This is a genomic window from Candidatus Methanoperedens sp., assembly GCA_012026795.1.
Lineage (GTDB): Archaea > Halobacteriota > Methanosarcinia > Methanosarcinales > Methanoperedenaceae > Methanoperedens.
In genome coordinates, this window is the sequence record VEPM01000059.1 from 1 (window position 1) to 3,812 (window position 3,812).

At 40.9% G+C, this 3,812-nt stretch carries 4 protein-coding genes, 1 tRNA gene, 1 rRNA gene and 1 other annotated feature; of the genes, 2 read left to right on the forward strand and 4 right to left on the reverse strand.

Going from position 1 to position 3,812, the window contains the following annotated elements; genetic code table 11:
* Nucleotides 1–490 (reverse strand): hypothetical protein (locus FIB07_18070; GenBank protein ID NJD54751.1); only part of this gene is annotated, 490 nt, incomplete at its 3' end.
* A 178-nt stretch (nt 491–668) separates the two neighbouring features.
* Here FIB07_18070 and FIB07_18075 point away from each other — a divergent pair.
* Nucleotides 669–1,511: a DUF362 domain-containing protein gene (locus FIB07_18075; protein ID NJD54752.1), complete on the forward strand. Its 843-nt coding sequence runs from the start codon at nt 669–671 to the stop codon at nt 1,509–1,511.
* Nucleotides 1,512–1,520: 9 nt separating this feature from the next.
* Here the strand turns inward: FIB07_18075 and FIB07_18080 are convergent, their stop codons facing one another.
* Both FIB07_18080 and FIB07_18085 read right to left on the reverse strand, forming a co-directional pair.
* Nucleotides 1,521–1,790, reverse strand: coding sequence for a hypothetical protein (locus FIB07_18080; GenBank protein ID NJD54753.1), 270 nt, complete (start codon nt 1,788–1,790; stop codon nt 1,521–1,523).
* A gap of 88 nt (nt 1,791–1,878) precedes the next feature.
* Nucleotides 1,879–1,952 (reverse strand) — tRNA-Thr (locus tag FIB07_18085).
* Nucleotides 1,953–2,041: 89 nt separating this feature from the next.
* Here FIB07_18085 and FIB07_18090 point away from each other — a divergent pair.
* Nucleotides 2,042–2,791: a peptidase A24 gene (locus FIB07_18090; GenBank protein ID NJD54754.1), complete on the forward strand. Its 750-nt coding sequence runs from the start codon at nt 2,042–2,044 to the stop codon at nt 2,789–2,791.
* A 101-nt stretch (nt 2,792–2,892) separates the two neighbouring features.
* Here the strand turns inward: FIB07_18090 and rrf are convergent.
* Nucleotides 2,893–3,014, reverse strand: a 5S ribosomal RNA gene (gene rrf / locus FIB07_18095).
* Between the two features lie 184 nt (nt 3,015–3,198).
* Nucleotides 3,199–3,808: a sequence feature (possible 23S ribosomal RNA but 16S or 23S rRNA prediction is too short), on the reverse strand.
* Between the last annotated feature and the right edge of the window lie 4 nt (nt 3,809–3,812).

Consider the following 3,812-nt stretch of genomic DNA (forward strand, 5'->3'; position numbering starts at 1 on the left):
GAGTAATAAGCTTTATTGAGTTTATTCTGGCTTCTTTTAACAGTTCTTTGGATTTCAATCCTCCATCAATGACCAACCAACTATTCTTCTTTATTTTATCAGATTTAATCGCTTTGGCTATCTCTTCTGGTTTTGTTAAATGCTTTTTATTGTGGTTAATTATCTTAAAGTCAGTGATATAATTTAGTCCGTTGAATCGTTCTACGGTAATTAATAAATCCTGCAAAATCTCATAACTTTTAGTAACATAATTCATAAGCTTTTTAGCACCATACACCTTCTTTCCTGATCTGGCAAGAAGTGTAGCATCAGAAATATTCATAAAATTTTCATGATCCAAAAGAAAGCTATTTAATTTGATTTTCCCACAAATAAACAGATATCCTAACTTTTTAATCGATTTATAATGATATGAATTGGATAATTTAAGCATTCCTTTCTTTTTGGCGTTATTTATTGTAAAAGAAGGTAGTATCAGTTTAGCTATCATCAATTCAGATAGGCTTTTATATAGGCAAGAATCACTATCTAATGGGCTTAGAAAGCTTAGTAATAAGATCAATAGGTCCAAGGAAATCCATCTCCGATTATTCGCAGTAATAGAGATGGATTTCTAAAAATAAAAACCTGTTACTTTTAGATCGATTGTGTGAACATCAGTAACTGAGCTGTTAAAAAATTTCGACCTTGAAAACCTTTCAGGCAAAAAGGTAGCGGTCAAGGCCAACTACAATAGTGCAGATCCCTTCCCGGCCTCAACACATATTGACACCCTCTCAGCCATCGTGGATGTCCTGAAGGAACATGACTCCCGCATTGTCCTGGCAGAGAGGAGCGGAATGGGCGATACAAGAAAAGTTCTGGAAGATATCGGTGTCGTGGAACTTGCAGGGAAAAAAGGATTTGAGGTGGTTGTACTTGATGAACTCAAGAGTGATGACTGGGTGAAGGAAAAAGGTAGCCACTGGAGCAGGGGATATTTGTTCCCGAAGGTATTCAGGGAGGCGGATTCGGTAATCACGACATGCTGTCTTAAGACACACAGGTTCGGGGGGCAAATCACCATGTCGCTCAAGAACAGTGTCGGCATGGTAGCAAAATACGATCCTGACGACGGGTACAACTATATGTCAGAGCTTCATTCCTCAAGATACCAGAGGCTGATGATTGCAGAAATCAATTCAGCCTACAAGCCTGAGTTCATAATCATGGATGGGATTAAGGGTTTTTCAAAAGGAGGACCTGACACGGGGACGCTGATAGAACCTGAAATACTGATAGCAAGCTCTGACAGGGTGGCTCTGGACGCTGCTGGTATATGCGTTCTCAGGATATACAGTACTACGGGTGAGATCTCAAGGGGCGGGGTATTTGAACAGGAACAAATAGCCAGGGCGGCAGAACTCGGCCTGGGAGCATCAGCACCGGATGGGATAGAGATAGTTGCTGTCAATGAAGATGCACAGGGCGTTTGCTCACTGATAGAAGAGAAACTCAAAGAAAGCCTATAATTTACTATACTACGAGCTTACAGGATAAAGGAATGGAATTGCTAAAGAGACTGAAGATGGTGGATGAGATGCCGCATCTGAAGGAAGATTTAAGAATTTCAATCCCATGGGCGTTATTTTAATTTTGTTATTCTCTCTTGTAACAAATCCCTCTTCTTGAAGAAAGCGAAATAATCCATTTAATTTATTCGGCAGTAGTGGATTTTCTTTTTTTATCTCTTCAATGTTATGCCATTGATTATCTCCAAGCAGTTCTAATATTTTATCGATAGGTTTCATAATAATGATACGTGTGTATATTGAATTGTAATACAGGTCATTAGATTTAAAACTTATGGCGTTTCAGAACACTAATAATATAATATAAAGCCGCCGGGGGGATTTGAACCCCCGATCTGCTGATTACGAATCAGCCGCTTTGCCGGGCTAAGCCACGACGGCATGAAAAAAGTGTATATCGGTATTTTTGTCTATATAGTTTGCCATCTTAACGGGATAATATTTTAAGTATAAAAAACAATTAAAAGAATATGCTGGATATTTTAAAGATATTATTCTGCATTCCATTCCTGATTTACTCATGTTATTCGGATATTAAGACACGCCGCGTATCTAATAAACTCTGGATTATAATGCTGGCAGGCGGCAGTTTTTTTGTATTGAATGATATCTACACGATAGGACTTGATTATATCCCCCGCCTGTTAATTTCGGCAGGATTGATCTTCGTTTTTGTCTATATTATATTTCAACTGGGAACATTCGGCGGTGCAGATGCCAAATCGCTTATTGTTTTGTCGATAATCCTTCCAGCTTATCCAAGATTCAATATTTTAGGATTTAATTTTCCTTTGAATGATCCTTTAATTGATCTCTTTGCTTTTGGCATATTTGGAAATGCTGTCCTGCTGACAATTTTCGTTCCAGCCGGATTAGCCGCATACAACCTGGCTAAGATGGGATTGCACATTGATAAACCGGCTTATATATTCATAGGTTATAAAGCAAAAATCAAAGAACTTTCCGGCAGGCATATCAGGTTAATCGAGGATTTCAAGGAGATTGATGGCACTGTTAAACAACAGTTTAAACGAGGCGGCGTGGAGATTAATGATAACGTAATTTCACAGCTTCAAACTCTTATTGATAAGGGTTTGGTTAAAGATGAGGTTTGGGTTACTCCGGGTTTGCCTTTTATGATTTCAATAACAATGGGATTTTTTGTGGCTGTTTTTTATGGAGATCTGATATTTGGATTAACAAAGTATCTAATTTTATAACATAGTTCTTAAATTCCTGTAGTTAATGGATAATCAGTTGTAGATGAATGATGAATCTATTAGGAAATAAACCTTCTGAAAAAATAAGAAGTAATAAGTAAGCATAGCAGCGTTCCACAGTTCCCTAGAGTTCGCACATCATAGTACAATGCAGAACGTAGACGGGCTTAACTTCTGTGTTCGGAATGGGTACAGGTGTTTCCCCGCCGCTTTGGCCGCTATACTCGCTTATGACAGTCAGCGTCGCGCCCGCTGCAATGCGCACACACATATACCCTGCAGGCATATGTGGATTTTTGCGAGCACAACATAATCCATGTATTACACACAATCTGAATATCGCCCGAATGCAGTGAAACAAAATCTAGCAAGGACGTTAGTAGTCGGCGGGCTGAACACCTCGTCACCTTGGTGCTTACACCCCGACTCTATCAAACTCGTCTTTTACGAGAGTCCTAGGAGGTCTCTTTTTAGGTGAGGTTTCAAGCTTAGATGCTTTCAGCTTTAATCCTTTAGTGCGTAGCTGCCCTGCGATGCCTTACCAGACAACAGGTCCACCAGTGGCACCGTTGCACAGTTCCTCTCGTACTAAATGCAACTTACCCTCAGACCTCAAAACACCCCTTATAGATAGTAACCGACCTGCCTCACGACGGTCTAAACCCAGCTCACGATCTCCTTTAATAGGCGAACAACCTCACCCTTGGCTGCTGCTGCACAGCCAGGATGGAAAGAACCGACATCGAGGTAGCAAGCCGCCGGGTCGATATGTACTCTTGCCGGCGACGACTCTGTTATCCCTGTGGTAGCTTTTCTGTAGTCAATAGCCCTCACCAAGAGGGCTTAGTGGTTCGCTAGACCAGACTTTCGTCTCAGGATTTCTTGTTGTGCGAAATCCAGTCAGGCTGACTTATGCTCTTGCACTCTACTGCGGGTTTCCGACCCACATGAGTCAACCTTTGGGCGCCCTTGATATCTTTTCAAGGGCGTGGCGCCCCACCCAAACTGCCCACCTATAGGT